We start from the raw sequence: 18974 nt of genomic DNA on the forward strand, positions 1-18974 counted from the left end.
GCTTGGCTACTTAGCTGTGTTAGAATATCAGCCTATTTGATTAAGCGTGGTGTCAGCTAAAAACTGTTATAACTGACCACTCACCCGAGCTACACTGGAGTTGTGTTGTTTTAATGGAAAATGTACTAATTTGGCCAAAGGAATACCCGTTACTGGTCAAAGGACTGGTTGAACAAAACGGTGCCTTCATTTTAGATGCTTTAGAAGCTTGGCCTGCCTGTCGCTCTACTGAAGAAGATGATGGTGTATGCACCACGGTTTTGCCCCCAATTTATTATTTAACCTGGTTAACCCCCCTAGAGCCGTTCGAAGAATGTTATTTTCAGCATATCTGTGAATATGATGAAGATGCACAAGTCTATATTGCTGCACTTAAAGAGCATTATTTTGCCAATGACTACAGCATAGAAAATATTGTTTTAATGTTATGTCAGCGACTGGAGAAATACGCAAGTGTATCTGCACAAAATAACATTGAAACGCCGCTTTCATTAATTAGCCTATTTTTTAGTAAACGTTTTTTTACTTTGATAGAACATGCGCTTGAACAGGGTGCTAAGCTGTCAGCTGCAGATACCTTATCTATTTGGCAAGAGGTCGACTTTAGAGAGCGTTTAAGTGCGCATATTCCTCAGTCGATTGCAGACATTGAATATTTAGCAGAGCTTACTAGCGAAAAGGTAGCTGCAGGCAAAGATTACTTTACTTTATTAACTCAGGTTTCGCCTGATGTTGATTCTATTGTGTTGTTAGAAAATGCCTTACTCGCCCATTTAAACAAGAAAAAAGCTAAGCAAACCATGGCTATGCGCTTTATTGAACAAGGTGCGACGGGTACCTTGACCGATGAAGATAACAAAACAGCATTTATGTGGGCTGCAGAAAAAGGCTATGTAAATGTAGTAGAAATGCTCCTGCAATACCAAGATAAAAAAGCCGTAGACATTAAAGGTAATACAGCGCTGCATTACGCGGTGATGAGTAAAAATGAATCGTTAATGATTTTACTGCTTAAAGCAGGGTATGATTTTAGAGCGCGTAATAACGACGGATTAAGTTGTTACCGTTTAGCTGTAAGCATCAAAGCCAGTAACTTAGTTAAATGCCTTGAACGTGATTTTGGTATTAAAGAATTATCGCCAGAAGGGCAGTTAGATCGAATTAAAAAAGTGCATGTATTACATGCGGTTGTGGCTTTATTGTTACCGCTACAGTTGTTTTTCTTTTTTGATGAAAATATCACTATAAAAAGTGAGCTCACTCTTTTTATGACCATGACGGCGGTGGTGTGTTTTTTCTTTGCAACAAATTTAAAGCGCTGTTCGTTGTATCCGCACGTAAAGCACCCTTGGGGGTTGTTTTTATTAAGAATGATGTCGGTTTTTAGTCTGGTAGCGCAGCTAGGTTTAGCGTGTATAGTGGGACTAGCAGCTTTAAGTGAGTTAGTTTAACCACTTACTTAATTATAAAAAAACGCGCTAATAAAGCGCGTTTTTTATGTTCTGAGCTGATAGCTATGAGTTGTTTTTATCGTGTTCATGCGCTGCTTTTTCTTCAGCAAGTTCATCTTTAAGCTTACGAATTTTAAGTCCAAGCTCTTGTCCTCTATGGCGTGCATAGTAAGTACAGCCAATAAACATAGATGAGGCAAATAGTAACTCTAGCAATACCCATACTAACTCATCTTGAGCAACCCATAGCAATGTAAAACCATGAATAAAATAAAACATAACAATGAAGTTAGCCCATGCATAGGTGTAGGTTTTATCTTGTAGTATGCCTTTTAAAGGTAATAACAGAGGTAGCACATAGACTAAAAATAGAAAGGCGTCACTGTGACCCTCTCTCGGTGCTAACACAAACATCCATAGTGGCATTAAAATAAGCAGGCCAAAATAACCAAATAGGGCTAGGCGCTGAAATTTTACGGTCACTGGCTTTTTAGCAGACTCGCTATTTTGGGTCATTTAAGTTTACTCGCTACTTGAGTCAAGCGTTTGCCTACGCTTTGACATATTTTAATTTCATCTTTACTTAGGGTAGAGCTGTTACTGCTGCCTGCTACGTGGGAAGCGCCGTAAGGTGTGCCTCCTGTCTCGGTGCCAAGTAACTCTGGTACATCGTAAGGTACCCCCATTAACATCATCCCGTGATGCAATAACGGCAGTGATAAGTTTAGTAGGGTTGCTTCATTGCCCCCATGCATACTACTCGATGATGAGAACACACAAGCAGGTTTATCGATAAGTTGACCTTTAAGCCAAAGATCGCTGGTGGTTTCCCAGAATGTCTTTGCTTGTGCGGCCATCATGCCAAAGCGGGTTGGCGTACCAAACGCAAGCCCATCACAGGCAACTAAATCGTCTTTACTGATCACAATGTCATGCGGGTTTTTAGCTACAAACGTACGCAGCAAGGCGGTTGCGCCTTGTTGTTCTATTGATTCTGCTATTTCATGCGCCATGGCTTCTACCGAGCCATGGCTTGAGTGGTACAGCACCACGATGGTTGTGCTCATTATAGAACGCTTAATACGTTTTCAGGCGGGCGACCTAGTGCTGCTTTATTGTTATTTACTACAATTGGGCGCTCAATTAGTTTTGGGTTTTCGACCATAGCGTCAATAAGCACCGACTCGCTATTTTCATCTTTTAAATTCAGTGCTTTATATTGTTCTTCTTTGGTGCGCATTAAATCTCGGGCCGAATTAAACCCCAGTTGAGAAACTAAGGTACTAATTTGCTCATGAGAAAGCGGTGTTTTTAAATATTCAACAACACTCGGTTCAATATTTTTACTTTGCAATAGGTTAAGTGTTTCACGCGATTTTGAACAACGCGGATTGTGGTAAATAGTAACTGACATAAAAGGTGCATCCAAAGTATAAATTGCGGCTATTTTAGGTGAACTCAGCAAAGACTTAAAGCCTTGCAAGCTCTTTTTGCAATAACCGATATTGTGTGAGTAACGCTTTTAAACGCTGTTGTTTTACATTTTCACTAGGCTCTACAAAATTAAGCGCTTTTTGTATTTCGTCAGCGGCTTTTAAATATGCGCCATATTGCGATAACACATCGGCGTTAGCTTCGTGATATGCGGCTAATTTTTCTTGTTTTTTATAGGCGTCGGTTAAAAGCTGTTTACCTAAACTGTGATCTGGTTTTTCTAATAAAAACGACTTTAGTGTGTTTTCAGCTAATTCATATTGCTCAGCTTCTAACGCGGCGTTTGCATAATTTAAAGTGATTACTTGGTTGTTTGGCCGATAGTTATTTAATTCACTTAAGTAACTAACTGCGTCAGCTGCTTTTTTTTGTGCAATTAGCAAGTCTGTTTTTGTATCAATATAAAATAAGTTTTTAGGATCGCTTGCCAATAACTTATCCAGGATAAGCTGTGCTTCATCCGTTTTCTTCTGATCAACTAAGCTAATCGCTAAACCATACTGTAGTGCTACGTTATTGTAGGTATTTTCGCGCATTAACTTTCTAAATAAGGCCTCTGCGTTTTCGGGTTTGTTATCGTAACGTGCCAATACACGGCTTTTTGCTAAGTTAAAATCCAGGCTTGAACCTATCTGGCGTTTTGGATATTGCTCGGCGCGTAAGCGTACATCCGACACGCGGCTTTCAGGAAGTGGGTGAGTCAGTAAAAATGCAGGGGGTTTATATTTATAACGAATTTGCGCTGCAAGTTTAGTTAAAAATTCACTGGAAGCTCGGGCATCAAATCCTGCATTATTAAGAGTTTGCATACCAATTCTATCGGCTTCTTGTTCGGCCGAACGGCTATGGGTGAGTTGGCTAAATGCCGACTGTGTTTGGCTGGCTGAAATTATCGCCATGCCTGCATCTGGGGCTACAACGGCTGCTAAAATACCGGCTATCATACCGGCAATAGTAAGACCGCTATTGTCTTGCTGTTGCTGAATGCGCCTTGCAAGGTGGCGCTGTGTAACGTGCGCAATTTCGTGACCAAGCACTGAGGCAAATTGACTCTCGTTATCGGCTTGAGCAATTAAGCCCGTGTGCACACCTACATGACCGCCATAAAATGCAAAGGCATTAATTTCGGGGTTATTTAACCAAAAAAATGAAAAACCAAAGCGCACATCATTGGCATTCGCAACTAACTTTCGGCCTAAAGTTGTTAGGTATTCATCAAGCACCGGATCGTTAATTAATGGCGAAGAGCCTCTGATCTGCATCATCATCACTTCACCAATTGCTTTTTCTTTTTCGAGCGGCAAAGCTTGCAGTGCAGACGTGCCTAAGTCGGGCAATTGAAGATTTGTTTGTGCCTTTAACGGCTCACTTATTAGTAGGCTAAATGTAAGCACTGCACTGCATAAAGTGATAAAGGCTGATTTTAGCTGCATTATATTCCTTGTTTATTTTTTATCAGGGGCACTAGCTGTATCATCTGTGTATAAACGGCTGTCCTTTTCACATAGTTGATAAAACGCCTTAATTGAGACCCCATCAACCTTAACAATGTTCAATTGAGTTTGTAAAAAAGCAATAATCTTATGAACCACTTTATGGGAATGTAATATAAGCGCTTTGTCTGCTTCATCGCCTTGGTCTAAGTAAAAGCCAATAAATTTATGTAACTGATTAATGCGAATAACGGTTTTCATGGTCAATGGATCCCACAGTATAAACTCCATTGACTCATCATGTCGTGCGTATCTATCGATGGCAGTATCATGAGAAAAAGGGAACGCTTGTAGTTCAAAGCCGCGCTCTGTAAATACCTGATGCAATGAAATTCGTGGCTTGTTATTGCTCTCTTTCTCAAAAAGCTCATTAGGGTCTATGCCTAACGCCTTGAGGTTCCAATTGCGCTTGTCGGTAATACGCTTTATGGCATTATCAAATCCATGATCAAAAATGCTTTCACACTCGCTTACTGACGAAGCTACTAAGTGATAAAAATGCGGCAGCTCCCCCCAATTAATTTGTTTTTTAAACCAATTAATTTCTTTGAGAGTTGGATTGCTAGGCAATTGCGCTTTATTATGCGAATTAGACATTAACGTATCCTTTTAGCTAACTATGCTATAAGGATAAACCATTGCAGAGGTTGTTTTAAGAAAAAGTTAAATTTAACTGCGGTTAATCTTAATTAGCCCAGGTATAGGACTTATTATTAATGTGAACAGGTAGCGAAACGAGTATGCTAGAGCTAGATTTGCGCGCTTATAAATGCCCACAGCAATTTATTCAGTTTAAATTAGGGCTGCGTGAGGCAATATCGTTAAGACAAGCAATTACCTTTAATATCTCAAGCGAGCAAAACACAGACGATATTGAACGATATTTGCAAAAAAAAATGTATTATTACAAGTTAAATAAACAACAATCGTTGTTATTAGTGGAGCCGTTGCGTGTTTGAATATGTAAAAGCATGGTATGAAAAAAAGTTTTCTGATCCTAATTCAGTTACTTTACTTTTTTTATTATTGGCACTGGTTGCCATGTTGTACTTTTTTGGCCCATTAATTGTGCCTGTGTTAGTGGCACTGATCATTGCTTATTTATTAGATTGGCCCGTGGTTCACTTGGAGCGGTTTGGCTTAAAGCGCTTTACCGCTACTAGCATAGTGATGCTTATATTTATTGGTATTATGCTTACTTTAATACTAGTTATAGGCCCGGTGCTTTGGCAGCAAAGTAGTAACTTAGTACAAGAAACCCCGCATATGGTAGAGCAAGGTAAATCGTTTTTACTCGACCTACCAGCTAAATACCCCAGCCTTATTAGTGCGGAGCAAGTGCAGTCTATTGTGGTAACGGTAGAAACCAAAGTGTTGGAATTTGGCCAAGTGGTGCTGTCGGCATCGCTCAATTCATTAAAAGATGCTGTTGCGTGGTTGATTTATCTTATTTTAGTACCACTACTGGTGTTTTTTATGCTTAAAGACAAAGTAGAGCTCAGTGCCAGCATTGCTAAACTGATCCCGCGCCAACGACGCTTAATTTTGCAAGTGTGGCATGAAATGAATCAGCAAATAATGAATTATATTCGTGGCAAAGTTTTCGAAATTTTAATTATTGGCTCGGTGTCTTTTATTGCCTTTACTGTATTGGACTTACGTTATGCGGCTCTGTTAGGTGTATTAGTTGGCTTTTCAGTACTTATTCCGTTTGTTGGCGCCGCGCTGGTTACTATCCCTGTGGCGGCGGTGGCGCTGTTTCAATTTGGTTTAGAAACACAGTTTTGGACCATTTTAATTATTTACGGCATTATTCAAGCGCTTGATGGTAATGTGTTGGTTCCTTTGTTGTTCTCTGAAGCGGTTGATTTAAATCCGGTGTTTATTATTGTCGCCGTGTTATTTTTTGGTGGGCTGTGGGGCTTTTGGGGCGTGTTTTTTGCCATTCCGTTAGCATCATTAGTAAAAGCGCTGATCAAGGCGTGGTCATCCACACATGAAGAACTCGCACAAGAGCTCGATACCTAAAAAAGCATAGTAAACGCATCCTTAAAACTAAAGATTATTATTCATTCCTATTAAAACTATGTATTATTGGGAATAAGATATATTTTTTAGTAATAAGGTGCGTTTTTAATGTCAGATTTTTTATTGCCAGATAAACCCAATGATCAAGTTTATCTCGATGCGAATGCGACCACACCTGTATTGCCATGTATTGCAGAGGTGGTGTGCCATGCGATGCAAATTTGCTTTGGTAATCCCTCAAGCCCCCATATAACAGGCATTCAAGCGAAGCACTTATTAGAACAAACTAGGCAAAAAGCGCGCAGCGTTATTGGCGCGCAGCAAGGCGATATTTTATTCACCTCGGGTGCTACTGAAGGTATTCAAACTGCTATCGTATCAACGCTAATTAACGCCAAAAATCACATCAAATCTAAACCGGTTTTATTGTACGGAGCAACTGAGCACAAAGCGGTACCTAATACGCTAAAACATTGGAATACCGTACTTGAAATTAACGCTGACATTATTGCTATACCGGTTAACCGTAATGGTATTTTAGATTTAGACTTTATTGCTCAGCATATTGATAATGCCCTGATGATTTGCACTATGGCTGTTAATAACGAAACGGGTGTGTATCAAGATCTAAGTGCTATAGAGAAGGTGATTCGTAGTCGAAATAGCGATGTGACTTGGATGGTTGATTGCGTACAAGCACTGGGCAAGCAACAACTTAACCTAAGTGAAACAAGCATTGATTATGCGCCATTTTCAGGGCATAAACTCTATGCACCCAAAGGCATCGGCTTATTGTATATTCGTCAAGGTAGCCCATATACGCCGTTTATAGCTGGCGGTGGCCAAGAAAGTGGCATGCGCTCAGGTACAGAGAACCTGCCCGGTATTGCAGGGCTTAATAAGCTGTTTAGTTTGCTGCTTGATAAACAAGACGATACTTTTAAATCAACAGATGTACTTAATTTGTATCGCGATAAACTGCATAATGCCTTGGTTGATACCTTCGGCTCTATTACCTTTAACCATGATTTTGCTTGTTCTGTGTCTACAACGTTAAACTTTGCAGTTAATGATTTAACCAGTAAAGAAGTTATTGATTTATTTGATGCTGCCGGTATCAGGGTGAGCGGTGGCTCAGCTTGTAGCACGGGGGCAACCCAAAGTTTTGTACTTGATGCGATGGGAGCCTCAAAATGGCAAAGTGAAAACGCGATTCGTTTATCATTTGGACCTGCCGCCACTATGGCGCAAATAGACTATGCATGTGAGCAAATTCGCGCACTCAAAACGGTGTTACAAGCAAATTGCTTGGTTATTTCTGATAGCAGCCTTGTGGCCCAAGAAGTGTGTGCTTTGGGTCTTACCCAATTTAGACATCAAGGTGCTTGCAGTTGGTTGTATGTAGCTGACGATCAACAGGCATTTATTATTGACCCGATTATTGAACTGATCCCTCGCTTTGAAAAAATAGTGAATACGCAAAATTTAACTATTACTGCTATTTTAAACACGCATGAGCACCAAGATCGTCACTGTGCACTTGATTTAATGCGCAGTGCACTAAAAGAAAATCTAGTTGCTGGCGAAGTTGATCAATTAGGTTGGCCTATTAACTGCGAACAGTTGCAACTAAACGAGCATGTACTTGAAAAATTAGCGACGCCTGGGCACAGCCAAGATAGCGTGAGTTATTTATTAAACGCTAATAATGGCGATGTGCAGTACTGCTTTTGTGGTGATTTAATTTTACCTGCAGGGCTTGGTAATACAGTACTTGATGGGGGAGATGCAATGCAAATGGCGCATTCCTTGACGATGTTAGCAGCAGAGCTTAATCCGCAAAGTGTGGTGTGTTCAGGGCATGATTACCAACAGTGTTTTGCCATGAATTGGGCTGTGCAACAGCAGCAAACACCTTTATTAAAAGCGCTTATTAAAGGTGATATCAGTCATGCTGAATTTGCCGTGCAAAAACAACAAGCCGATTCACAACAGGCCCGAGTAAATTCGCTTTGTGGCTATGTTAATGCAAAGCCTGCGGTAAACACTTCGCAGCTTAGCTTTAATCAAGCAAAAGACATGCTCTTACATGATAATGTGTATTTAATTGATACCCGAGAACCTTATGAGCATGGCGCAAACAATATAAGTGCATTGCTCAATGTTCCCGAGGCTAAAACTTTAAATATCCCCTTAAGTCGAATGGCCTATGCACTTACCCAAGACCAACTAGATAAAAAAAATCAATATATACTGGTGTGTCGAAGTGGGAACCGTTCAAAAATTGCGGCAGCAAATTTAATTGAACTTGGTTATAGCAGTGTTTTTAACTTATCAGGTGGTTTAGCATTGACAGGCTGATACTCTAATAAAGGAAAAAGGCCGACATGTGTCGGTCTTTTTTTTGTCTGCTTCAATTAGAAATTAATAAAATCTTCATTGTTCAGAGGGGTTGAACTGTTGTTAATTTCAATTTTTAATTTTATGATACCGGTGTCAAAAGCAAAAAATTGCGCTATCATCTGCATCAAAGCTTATAAAAATAACGCAATTTAGACTATTTAAGCTATAATATTGGGCTTTGCTTTTTACAAAAACCGCTTGTTTAGTGTCGTAAAAAATAAAATAAAACGCTTAAAATCAATAGATTAATTAATTAGGGGATATTTACATGGCGAGCCGTTCTGAGTTAGTAAGTTGGCAAGCACTAGAAAATAGTGCACAAAGGATGACACAAACGCATCTGAAAACTTTATTTGCACAAGACGATTCTCGTTTTTCTCAATTCTCTACTCAAATTCCAGGTGTATTGTTTGATTACTCAAAACAACGTATAGACGAAAGCGTATTTGCCCAATTAATTTCATTAGCGAAAGAATGCGACATTGAAGCCTGGCGTGAAAAAATGTTTATCGGTGAAAAAATTAATATCACCGAAGATCGTGCGGTTTTACATACTGCACTTAGAAATCGCGCTCATACACCGCTTATTGTTGACGGCGAAAATATTACAGAAGCGGTCGATAGTGAACTTGCCAAAATTAAGACCTTTGTTGAAAAAGTGCGTAGTGGCCAATGGCTAGGTTATACCGGAAAAGCGGTAAAAGATGTGGTTAGCATTGGCGTTGGTGGTTCAAACTTAGGGCCACAAACGGCAACAGAAGCACTTAAAGCAGTGGTTGATAAGCCATTAAACGTTCACTATGTTTCAAATGCAGATGGCGTACAAATTGCGTCGGTACTAGATAAAGTAAACCCTGAAACCACGTTGTTTTTAATTTCGTCCAAAACATTTACTACCTCAGAAACCATGACTAACTCAAAAACAGCGGTTGATTGGTTTTTAGATAGTGCAAAAGATGACAGCGCTATAGCAAAGCATTTTGTTGCAGTAAGCACCAATTTAGAAAAAACCGCTGCATTTGGTATTAGTGACGAAAACGTATTTACCATGTGGGATTGGGTTGGCGGTCGTTTTTCTCTTTGGAGCGCCATTGGCTTACCTATTGCACTTTATGCTGGGTTTGAAGCGTTTGAGGACATTCTAGAGGGAGCATTTGAAGTTGATGAGCACTTTAAATCGGCGCCGCTTGAACAAAATATTCCTTTGCTTATGGCGCTACTTAGCATCTGGAATACCAGCTTTTTAGGATTTGATTCGCAAGCTATTTTACCATACGACCAGGCACTGCATATGTTGCCAGCGTATTTACAACAAGGTGAAATGGAAAGTAACGGTAAACATGTAACCTTTGATGGTCAGGCAGTTAACTACACTACTGTACCAATTATTTGGGGTATGACAGGAATAAACGGTCAGCATGCGTTTTATCAATGCCTGCATCAGGGTAATGTGATTGTTCCTGCTGATTTTATTGGCTCTGTAAAGCCGCAGGTTAACGTCGATAAGCATCACGATATTTTATTATCGAACTTTTTTGCACAAACCGAAGCACTAATGAACGGGGTTGATGCTAAGCAGATAACGGCTGATCTAACAGCTAAAGGCAAAACGCCTGCACAAATTGAAATGCTACTTAAGCATAAAATTCACCAAGGGAACCGCCCAACAACGTCTATATTATTAGACACGGTTGATGCAAAAGCGGTCGGTCGATTAATTGCACTTTATGAACATAAGATTTTTTGTCACGGTATTATTTTACAAATATGTTCATTTGATCAGTGGGGCGTGGAGCTTGGTAAAGGCTTAGCATCTAAAATTGAAGCTGAATTAACTGATGATAACGTGGTTAATGAGCATGACAGCTCAACACAGGGCTTAATGGCGTACTACAAACAACACCGTACGCAGTAACATTTTCACTTATTACACAATAAGTAACCAAATACCTTTGAACGGGTAGCGCTGGAGTCCTAGGGCCTGTATTTTTGTGAGAGGAATTACAGTGTCCCTAGACCCATTTTTTAATCGCGCAGATAACTAACAACATTAGCAGGCCTTGCGCTGAGGTCTGCATTATCCAGATAATAAACCGCTATAACTGATTACCAATACGGTAGTGGCAGGTAGCATAAACGTAGAGAGTAACTATGCTTAATCCTTTTGATATTATAATTTTTGGGGGCGGTGGTGATCTTGCGTTACGCAAATTACTTCCTGCAATGTATCGAGCATATCAAGAAGGTAACTTACCGCAAGGCTCACGTATTTTGCCTACCGTGCGCGAACAAAGTAAATGCGATGAATACATCGATACTGCACACAAAGCATTACAAGAATTTTTAAGCGAAGGCGAATATAACGCAAAAGATTGGAAATCGTTCTCAGGCTTTTTAGTACCCGTAGTGAGCAATGTTACCGAAGCGGATGATAACTGGGATGTATTGAAAAAAATTCTAGATGAAGACGACAGCGATAAATCGCGAGTATTTTACTTATCTCTTCCACCTGCTGTTTATGGCACCTGTTGTGAAATATTATCAACTAAAAAACTAATTACCGCTAACTCGCGCGTTGTAGTAGAAAAACCGATTGGTTACTGCGGTGAGTCAGCCGAAGTGATTAATGCGAAAATTGCACAGTACTTCAACGAAGAACAAATTTTCCGTATTGACCACTACTTAGGTAAAGAAACGGTTCAAAACTTAATGGCCTTGCGTTTTTCAAATTCATTATTTGAGAACATGTGGGATGCTAAATCGATTGATAATATTCAAATTAGCTTGTCAGAAACGGTAGGGCTTGAAAGCCGTGCTGGTTTTTATGACAAAGCGGGTGCCTTACGTGACATGGTGCAAAACCACTTGTTACAGCTACTTTGTTTAGTGGCTATGGAGTCACCACATAAGTTAAACGCTAACAGCATCCGTAACGAAAAATTAAAAGTATTAGAAGCATTACGTCCACTTGAAGACACAGATGTTGATAATAATATTATTCGTGGTCAGTACGTACCTGGTGATTTAAACGGTAAAATAGTCCCAGGTTACCTTGAAGAGCTAAACGAAGGGGCGAGTAAAACCGAAACTTTCGTTGCTATTCGTGCGCATATTGATAACTGGCGTTGGGCGGGCGTGCCTTTTTATCTGCGCACCGGTAAACGCATGGCGAAGCGCTGCGCTGAAATTGTAGTGCAATATAAAAAAGTATCGCATAACGTGTATGAAGACAGCGTAGGCAATATTGAACCAAACCGTTTGATTATTCGCTTACAGCCTCAAGAAAGCATTCAGTTAACACTGATGTCAAAGCGTCTTGATAACTTAGATATGCAACTTGAACCTGTAACGATGAATATTGAATTGTCACAAGCATATAGTAATGGTTTCCATTCTGATGCTTATAAACGTTTAATGCTTGATGCGGCCGCTAATAATCCTTCATTATTTATTCACCGCGACGAAGTACGCCAAGCGTGGAAATGGATTGATCCAATTATTGAGCGTTGGCAAGAGAAGGGTAAACCTTCATTGTACCGAGCGGGTAGTTGGGGTCCTGAAGACGCTGATGATTTATTAGCAGAGAATAACCATGTTTGGTTTAACACCGGTGATAAGGCATAAGTAATGGCAACAATAGTAGAAAAGTTTTTTGACGATAAAGCCGCTTTAACTGATGAATTATCTCAGTCATTAGAGCAGGCCTTACGTGATGGTATTGAAGCTGATGGCCGTGCAGTGCTAATGGTTTCAGGTGGCTCTTCACCTGAACCTGCGTACAAGCATTTATCAACCCTTGATTTAAACTGGGCTCATGTTGATGTTGCTATGGTTGATGAACGTTGGGTAGAGGCAAGTCACGAAAAGAGTAATGAAGCATTCATTAAGCGTACCTTGCTACAAAACCATGGTGCAGCGGCTAATTTTATTAGCATGAAAAATGCAGCAGCCACTGCAGAGCAAGGTGTTGATGCGTGTGAAGCGCAGTTTCAAGCATTAAAGCGTCCGTTTGATGTGACTATTTTAGGTATGGGCCCAGATGGACATACAGCTTCGTTATTTCCACATGCTCAAGGGCTAGAAAACGGCTTAGATTCAAGTCAACTTGTGTGCGCCATTAATGCAATTGAGAGTGATGTAACAGGGAGTATTACCGAGCGCATGAGCTTAACCCTAAATGCAATTTCACAATCTAAAGTAGTTAAATTACTCATTAGTGGCGATGAAAAGCTGGCTGTGTATAAACAAGCTTTAGCGGGTGGTGATGTGAATGATATGCCGTTACGTGCAGTACTGAACCATCCTGAGATCAACATTGAAGTGTATTGGGCACCTTAATTTAGTCTAAACTAGCTGCTTTAAAACCATGTTGAATTGATGGTTTAATGAAAGGTCAGTCGCTTTTGCTACTGGCCTTTTTTATTGGTGAGTTGTTTTCACTCTTGATTAATTTATACAACAAAGTGTTGTAAAAAATTTTTAAGCTTAAATATTACCCTAAAACTAAGTACCTTTTAAATCCTCTTACAACTCCCTAAAACCACTGAATAAATCTTTATTTATCAATTAAAACAATTAGTTATCACATGGTTGAAATTGAGCAATATAGCGTTTTAATCGCATCTGCTATCCGCACAGTCATCTACTTTAAATACATTAAGTATAAAAAACGTCATTATTTACATGCTTGGTATGAAGAGTAATTACCAGTCGAACTCTACTTTTTCATGAAATAATTAATCACTTTTAAATCAATGGCTTAATTGTAAATGAGTTAAATTTCATACAAAAAGCGCGGAAAAATGTAGCAAAATTGTAATTTAGCATGTATGGTTTGTTACTACTATGACAGCGCTGTCATGGCGGTTAGGCAAAATGATAAACAAAACCAATAAAATGATTCGAGGGGAATCCTGTGTTAGCTAAAAATTTTAAAAAAAGCTTATTAGCAGTAAATATCGGCTTAGTTGTGGGAGCTGGGTTTACTGGTGCTGCATTCGCAGCAGATGAAGTTAAAGTTCAAGATGATGTTGAAGTTATTGAAGTACGCGGTATTCGCGCTTCAAATAAAGAAAACTTAAACGGAAAACGTTTTTCTAATGCTGTTGTCGACGTAGTAACAGCGGAAGATGTTGGTAAGTTTCCTGATGGCGATGTAGGTGAGTCTCTTGGTCGTATTTCTGGTGTCAGTGTATCTCGTCAGTTTGGACAAGGTCAGCAAGTATCAATACGTGGTGCTTCAGCACAACTTACACGTACATTACTTGATGGCCATACTGTTGCGTCAACAAGTTGGTTTGACCAACAAGCAGTAGACCGCAGTTTCAACTACTCATTATTACCTTCAGAATTAGTCGGTGGCTTAGAAGTTTATAAGTCGTCACAGGCTAATCTAGTTGAAGGTGGTATTGGTGGTACGGTTATCGTTAAAACACGAAAACCACTAGATTTAGACGCAAACACTGTGTTTGCAAGTGTAAAAGCTGATTATGGTACAGTTTCTGAAGAGACAGATCCTGAACTTTCTGGCTTATACAGCTGGAAAAACAATAACGAAACATTTGGTATCCTAGCGGCAGGCTCATTATCTGAAGTAGATTACCAACGTAACGGTATTGAATCATCAGGTGGCTGGAGTGGCGGTATGGCGCCAACAACATTCCAACAAGCGCGTGAACGTACGGCGTACAATGTTGCCATGCAATATCAGCCGTCAGATTCACTTGTATTAGGCTTGACTTACACTAGCTTAGAGTTAGATGCTAATAATGCTAACTCGCAAATCATTATCTTCCCAGGTGAGGGCTCATGTGAGCAAGTTAACGCATCTGGTAACTGTGTCTCTCGCAACATAGATGGCACTGGTACTGCTTTTTTCCAAACATGGGCGCGTAAAGCAAACATGAAGTCTGATACTGTTGATTTAGACTGGCAGTATGATGCAGAGTCATTCACATTTAAAGGCCGTGTAGGTAAAACCAGTGCTGATAGTGACGTAACAACTGCAAACTATGGTATGTTTGCTAATAATAATAGTGACCTAAATGGTTCTATGGATATGACTGGTGATGTGACTAAATTTAATTTAGCAAACCAATCTTACGATGCGAGCATTTTACCTGATACCATCAGTCCGCAAACATGGGCGCCTGAATATAACCCTGATTCAGATGAAGAAAGCTACTTAAACTTAGATTTCGAAATTCCACTTGATCTTGGTGTGGTTACTGCTATTAAAACTGGTTTAAGATATGCCGATCATAAAGTTGTTCAAGATGGTAATGCTGCTATTGTAAACCCAGATTTAGTGCCTGTGCGAAATGCATCTGCATACTACCCTGGTACAGTGACTGCGGGCGGTGGCTTTGTTATACCTGAACCTGATATGGATTTAATGATTGCTGATTCATTAGCAATGACTGAAGGTTATACTGCACGCCCACAAGCTTATGGCACCATTGAAGAAGAAAATTTAGCAATTTATGCGATGGCTGATTTTGACGCAGGTGGTATTCGCGGTAATTTAGGTGTGCGTTACATCTCAACTGATATTTCGTCAGATTACTATGACTTAAGCGATGAAGGTGTTTACGATTCTACCTTATCTACAGATAAAGCCGATTACAGTGAGTTCTTACCAAGCTTAAACGTCGTTATGGACTTAGCTGATAACGTCATTTTACGTACCTCGGCAGCACAAGTTATTTCTCGTCCTAATTACGCTGACTTATTTGCAACGCGTAATCTAGCTGGCTATACAGATAATCGCCCTTTAAATGAAGTTTTAAATACTGGTAACGTTGGTTTAAGCCCGTTTAAAGCATTCCAAGCTGATATCGGTGTTGAATGGTATTTTGATGACGATGCAATGTTAAGCGTCACTTACTTTACTAAAGAAGTAAGTTCGTTTATCTCTACACAACAACAAACGAATCAACAAATTGGTATTGATATCCCAGTTTATACAACCAACCCAGATGCAGGCGAACCACCATGTGGCGCGCAGCAATATGACTGTTGGACAGTGAGCTCTTCTACCAATGGTACAGGTGGTTCAATTGAAGGTATTGAGTTCCAAATTCAAGATTCGTTTGATAACGGCTTTGGTTATTCATTTAACTATACCTATTCAGATGCTGAGGCTCCAGCAGAGAACTACCCGGACCGTGTTGGTGTATTTTCTGATTCATCGAAAAATAGCTACAACGTAGTTGGTTTTTATGAAAATGATGATTTTTCTGCACGTTTAGCATATAACTGGCGTTCAGAGTTTATTATTCGTGAAGCACCAGGTTGGTATGGTAACCGTGAGCATCAAGCCTACGGACAGCTAGATTTCAGTGCAACGTACTCTGTCACTGACTACTTAGATGTTACTTTCGAAGGTATTAACTTAACAGAGGAAGACAGTATTCAGCTTGGTAATAATGATGCATCAACATCATTACCAAACCCTGATCTACTCAATGACTTCCCAGTGTGGAGCTTTGAAGGTGAAGCACGTTATAAACTTGGTGTAACAATGCGTTTCTAATACGCTGAGTTAATAAAAGTAATCTAGGCCCAGCATTGCTGGGCTTTTTTACGAGATTAAACATCATTGGTGATTTATGAATATAAAAAAAGTGGCAATTTTAGGTGGTGGAACAGCTGGTTGGTTAGCTGCAAACCACATTGGCAAAGAGCTGCTGAAGCGCAAAGGTGTTTCAGTGACTTTAATTGAGTCACCCGATATACCGCCAATTGGAGTAGGCGAAGGCACAGTACCCGACATAAGAAACACGCTAAAAACTTTTGGTATTCGTGAAGATGAATTTATTCGCCAATGTGATGCGACGTTTAAGCAGTCGATAAAATTTGTTAACTGGATGGACAAGAAAAAGCATGGGGAAGGTAACTTTTTTCATCACTTGTTTGATGTGCCAAACCCCTACGATACTAAACATTTAACTCAACATTGGTTAAACGATAAGCAAAAATCAAAAAGTCATGCGCAGTATTTATCTTCTCAGCACGCTATTTGTGAGGCTGGTTTAGCCCCCAAAAGTATCACTAATGCCCAATATGAGGGCGAGTTAGCTTATGCGTACCATTTCAATGCAGGGAAATTTGCGCAACTGCTCTCGTGTAATGCAAAAGATAAGTTTTCGGTGTCTCACGTACATACCAATGTAACTCAAGTAAAGCTTGCTAATGATGGCACAATAGCAGCGTTAGTGACTGACAGCGAAGGTGAACTTGAATTTGACTTTTATATTGATTGTTCGGGTTTTGAATCTTTACTCATAGATAAAGCTTTAAAAGTCCCTTTCGTTGATGTGTCTGACACTTTACTTATTAATAGCGCCTTAGTTGTGCAAGTACCTACAAAAGAAGACGATGATATTCCGCCTTATACACTTGCTACCGCTCATCAAGCTGGCTGGATTTGGGACATTGCGCTCACTAATAGGCGGGGAGTGGGCTTTGTTTATTCAAATAACCACATGACCGATGAACAAGCACATGAAAAATTGGATCGTTACCTAGGGGCAAGTAAGCAAGGTCTTAGTTATAGAAAAATCCCCATGAGAGTAGGTTATCGTGAAAAGTTTTGGCATAAAAACTGTGTCGCGCTTGGCTTAGCGCAAGGCTTTTTAGAACCATTAGAGGCAACCTCTATTTTATTAACTGATTTTTCAGCGAAGTTTTTAACCCTACGTTTTCCATCATCAACTGAGCAGCTTGAACAGTTAGAAACGCGGTTTAATCACGCTATGGGGTATGCGTGGGAACGTACTATTGATTTTATTAAATTGCACTACTGTATTTCAGATAGAACAGATTCAGCTTTTTGGGTGGCCAATAAAAGTGATGACACTATTTCTGAGTCATTAAAAGAAAAGCTTAGTTTGTGGGAAGAGTTCATTCCGGTTAGAGATGACTTTTTCAGTCAGTTTGAAGTGTTTTACTTAGAAAACTTTTTATTTGTACTTTATGGAATGCATTTCAACACTAAGGCACCGCCTTGTACCAGTGCAGAACATGAACACTGTTTAGTACGTTTACAACAACGAGCTGAGATAGATCAATACTTAATAAATAAGCTACCCAATCACAGAGCGCTTTTAGATAAAATTAAACAATATGGACTGCAGTCAATCTAATGATTTGTGAAAGGTTTAAGCGCTATATTCACAAAGATCATCGTACACTTGCGAAAGAGGCTATCGAAAGACGGCCTTTTTTAGCATCCGCTAAGCAGCTTTGTTCAGAATAAATATTGGCACTGTGTAATAAGTTACCTTGGTAAATAACAAGGCGGTTAAATTTAGCATCAACTTTAAAAACCTGTTCAAATAAACTTGTGCTGCCAGCTAAATAGCCTTGATGCTCATTAGGGGCTTTTTTAACATCATTAACTATATCTGCGAGCAGTGGTTTGTGCTGTTGTTTAAATTCAATAATGTTTTGAGGTATATACTTATAAATACTTGTTCCACCAAGCTCCTCTGGCGATAAGTAATGTACAAATGCGTAATCTCTCTCATCACAAGAATCAATATGCGGTACTTTTTGATCAACAATTAAATTCGCAGGTTTGCATGAAACTAATGAAAGTAAACTTTTATGTAGAACAGACTGCTGATAATCTTTATTGTCTATTTTAGGCAGTATTTCATTTTGAAAAAATGCATGTAAAACCCTTAAATAAGGTTGCGGCATATTGTCGCGAATACCAGGGTAGAAGGAGTTGTCTGAAAACATAGGGTTAAAGTAGGCTATGTTGTGAGCAAAATTCATTACACTACTGGTATCTAAAAGAAAATCATCAACAACGAAGGCTGATAGCTTGGTGCCAGGGATCATCAGTTTTTCAATTTTTAAGTTTGGGTTTACAGTTAAATTTTTCATTATTTTAGTGTCTATTTTTGCTGAAATTATCTAAGTGTGAATTTTTTATTTAGGCACAAAATCAATATACCACCGAAGACAGCGTTGTCAAAGAACGCTTTTTGAGCTATCTAAGCGTGCGAATTTCACCTTTGGTAATGTTTACTAGTTATTTGTTGAAATAATCAGCGATAATGTTTTTGTTAATTAATAACGTACAAAATGACACAAA

Annotated in this window: 15 protein-coding genes; 9 read left to right on the top strand and 6 right to left on the bottom strand. The window is 39.5% G+C overall.

All coding sequences use genetic code 11. From position 1 onward, the window contains the following. The first annotated feature begins 113 nt into the window (after positions 1 to 113). Positions 114 to 1451 carry an ankyrin repeat domain-containing protein gene (locus BW139_RS02040; protein WP_008464561.1) on the top strand — a complete coding sequence of 446 codons (1338 nt, stop codon included), beginning with the start codon at positions 114 to 116 and terminating at the stop codon, positions 1449 to 1451. A gap of 63 nt (positions 1452 to 1514) precedes the next feature. Here the strand turns inward: BW139_RS02040 and BW139_RS02045 are convergent, their stop codons facing one another. The 5 genes from BW139_RS02045 to BW139_RS02065 are packed head-to-tail and all read right to left on the bottom strand — an operon-like array spanning position 1515 to position 5035. Further along, positions 1515 to 1967 carry a DUF2069 domain-containing protein gene (locus BW139_RS02045; protein ID WP_008464564.1) on the bottom strand — a complete coding sequence of 151 codons (453 nt, stop codon included), beginning with the start codon at positions 1965 to 1967 and terminating at the stop codon, positions 1515 to 1517. Then, positions 1964 to 2518 carry an NAD(P)H:quinone oxidoreductase gene (wrbA, locus tag BW139_RS02050; protein WP_008112996.1) on the bottom strand — a complete coding sequence of 185 codons (555 nt, stop codon included), beginning with the start codon at positions 2516 to 2518 and terminating at the stop codon, positions 1964 to 1966. The genes BW139_RS02045 and wrbA overlap by 4 nt, the downstream gene beginning before the upstream one ends. Then, positions 2518 to 2865, bottom strand: coding sequence for an arsenate reductase (glutaredoxin) (gene arsC, locus BW139_RS02055; protein WP_036932810.1), 348 nt, complete (start codon positions 2863 to 2865; stop codon positions 2518 to 2520). The genes wrbA and arsC overlap by 1 nt, the downstream gene beginning before the upstream one ends. A gap of 55 nt (positions 2866 to 2920) precedes the next feature. After that, a complete protein-coding gene (locus BW139_RS02060; protein WP_008464570.1) occupies positions 2921 to 4378 on the bottom strand; it encodes a M48 family metalloprotease in 1458 nt (485 codons plus the stop codon). 12 nt (positions 4379 to 4390) lie between these two features. Beyond that, positions 4391 to 5035, bottom strand: coding sequence for a hypothetical protein (locus BW139_RS02065; protein ID WP_008464571.1), 645 nt, complete (start codon positions 5033 to 5035; stop codon positions 4391 to 4393). A 143-nt stretch (positions 5036 to 5178) separates the two neighbouring features. Between BW139_RS02065 and BW139_RS02070 the strand changes: the two genes are divergently transcribed. The 8 genes from BW139_RS02070 (at position 5179) to BW139_RS02105 (ending at position 18015) form a co-directional block, all read left to right on the top strand. Then, complete coding sequence (locus tag BW139_RS02070) at positions 5179 to 5397, top strand: hypothetical protein (protein ID WP_008464573.1); 219 nt, start codon at positions 5179 to 5181, stop codon at positions 5395 to 5397. Beyond that, entirely contained in the window at positions 5390 to 6466 is a 1077-nt protein-coding gene (locus tag BW139_RS02075; RefSeq protein ID WP_076918497.1) for an AI-2E family transporter, read from the top strand. The genes BW139_RS02070 and BW139_RS02075 overlap by 8 nt, the downstream gene beginning before the upstream one ends. A 108-nt stretch (positions 6467 to 6574) precedes the next feature. Then, positions 6575 to 8827 (top strand): aminotransferase class V-fold PLP-dependent enzyme, encoded by a 2253-nt coding sequence (locus BW139_RS02080; RefSeq protein ID WP_076918498.1) that lies wholly within the window; start codon positions 6575 to 6577, stop codon positions 8825 to 8827. 310 nt (positions 8828 to 9137) lie between these two features. Further along, on the top strand, positions 9138 to 10784 hold the full coding sequence (gene pgi, locus BW139_RS02085) for a glucose-6-phosphate isomerase (protein ID WP_076918499.1): 1647 nt from the start codon (positions 9138 to 9140) through the stop codon (positions 10782 to 10784). 236 nt (positions 10785 to 11020) lie between these two features. Continuing rightward, positions 11021 to 12493: a glucose-6-phosphate dehydrogenase gene (zwf, locus tag BW139_RS02090; protein ID WP_008464581.1), complete on the top strand. Its 1473-nt coding sequence runs from the start codon at positions 11021 to 11023 to the stop codon at positions 12491 to 12493. Positions 12494 to 12496: 3 nt separating this feature from the next. Beyond that, a complete protein-coding gene (pgl, locus tag BW139_RS02095) occupies positions 12497 to 13207 on the top strand; it encodes a 6-phosphogluconolactonase (protein ID WP_076918500.1) in 711 nt (236 codons plus the stop codon). A 577-nt stretch (positions 13208 to 13784) separates the two neighbouring features. Continuing rightward, positions 13785 to 16403: a TonB-dependent receptor gene (locus BW139_RS02100; protein WP_076918501.1), complete on the top strand. Its 2619-nt coding sequence runs from the start codon at positions 13785 to 13787 to the stop codon at positions 16401 to 16403. A 76-nt stretch (positions 16404 to 16479) separates the two neighbouring features. After that, a complete protein-coding gene (locus BW139_RS02105) occupies positions 16480 to 18015 on the top strand; it encodes a tryptophan halogenase family protein (RefSeq protein ID WP_076918502.1) in 1536 nt (511 codons plus the stop codon). Positions 18016 to 18052: 37 nt separating this feature from the next. On the opposite strand, the gene BW139_RS02110 is transcribed toward BW139_RS02105, so the two are convergent. Continuing rightward, positions 18053 to 18763 (bottom strand): DUF6445 family protein, encoded by a 711-nt coding sequence (locus BW139_RS02110; RefSeq protein WP_076918503.1) that lies wholly within the window; start codon positions 18761 to 18763, stop codon positions 18053 to 18055. Between the last annotated feature and the right edge of the window lie 211 nt (positions 18764 to 18974).

This window comes from Pseudoalteromonas sp. SK18 (assembly GCF_001974855.1).
In the GTDB taxonomy this organism is placed as follows: Bacteria; Pseudomonadota; Gammaproteobacteria; order Enterobacterales; family Alteromonadaceae; genus Pseudoalteromonas.